A 976-nucleotide genomic window follows, 5' to 3' on the forward strand; every position below is an offset into this window, starting at 1 on the left:
TAGCAGGCTGTTGAAATTCACTCTGGCATTGCCTTGAAGGTGGAGTCGTCGCCGGTATCGTAGGCGAACTCGCCTTCGAGGGAGCCGTCGGGCTGGAGCTCGACGAAGCCGTCGCCACGGACCTCGTCCCCCTCGTCGGATCCGTGCCAGTCGAAGTCGGCGGCATCGGTCGCGATGGTGCAATCGAGCGTCGCCGTGAAGGCGTTGAAGACGATCTCACCGCCGCCTCGGCCGTCGAGCGCGATATAGGCCGGCGCGGCGAGATCGAGCGCGAAGCCGGGCATCTCGACGATGCGCCACTTGCCCTTCAGCCGTGAGCGGTCTTCTTTCCCCACGTTGCGGAGCCTCGGCTGAGGCGCAACATGCGGCCCATCTTATGAGACCTGTGCGCGGATAGCTCTGGACGACGCATCGAATTTCTGACTCGCTGATCCGCAGAGCGGATCGGGAGTGGGCGATGTCACGGCGGCGGATCGGTCAGGAGACGCTTCAATTCGGTTCTGGACCAAGTCGCGGCCGGTCGTCACTCGACGCGCTGGCGGCGCTTATCGACTGGGCTCCAATCGCGCGAGACCTCGACGTGATCTCGTGCGCAGCAAAGGGAGAGCCTGCGTGGCCGCCGCTGGCCCTGTTCAAGGCGCTGCTGATCGCGGTCTGGTACGACTTGTCCGACATCAAGCTCGCCGAGGCCCTGGACGATCGCGCCTCGTTCCGGCGCTTCTGTGGGTTTTCGGCCAGTGAGCCCACACCGGAGCGAACAGCCTTCGTCCGGTTCCGCAAGGCGCTCGCGACACATGGCCTGGAGCGAACGCTATTCGCGACGATCACGGATCAACTCGCCGCGAAGACGATCACGGTGAAGACCGGGACGCTGGTCGATGCGACCATCATCGAGTCGGCGAGCAAACAAGACGGCGAGGCGCGATGGGTTGGGCGCCGCGGCAAGCCGGCCGTGCACGGGTTCAAGGCGCATGTC

2 protein-coding genes are annotated in these 976 nt (G+C 65.0%); one reads left to right on the forward strand and one right to left on the reverse strand.

Translation table 11 applies throughout. From position 1 onward, the window contains the following. Positions 1-17: 17 nt before the first annotated feature. Positions 18-335: a hypothetical protein gene (locus ABTU92_RS09480; protein ID WP_408089935.1), complete on the reverse strand. Its 318-nt coding sequence runs from the start codon at positions 333-335 to the stop codon at positions 18-20. A gap of 122 nt (positions 336-457) precedes the next feature. Between ABTU92_RS09480 and ABTU92_RS09485 the strand changes: the two genes are divergently transcribed. Beyond that, on the forward strand, positions 458-976 hold a 519-nt coding region (locus ABTU92_RS09485), incomplete at its 3' end, for a transposase (RefSeq protein ID WP_408089937.1).

Source organism: Rhodoplanes sp. SY1 (assembly GCF_046000175.1).
GTDB lineage: Bacteria > Pseudomonadota > Alphaproteobacteria > Rhizobiales > Xanthobacteraceae > Rhodoplanes.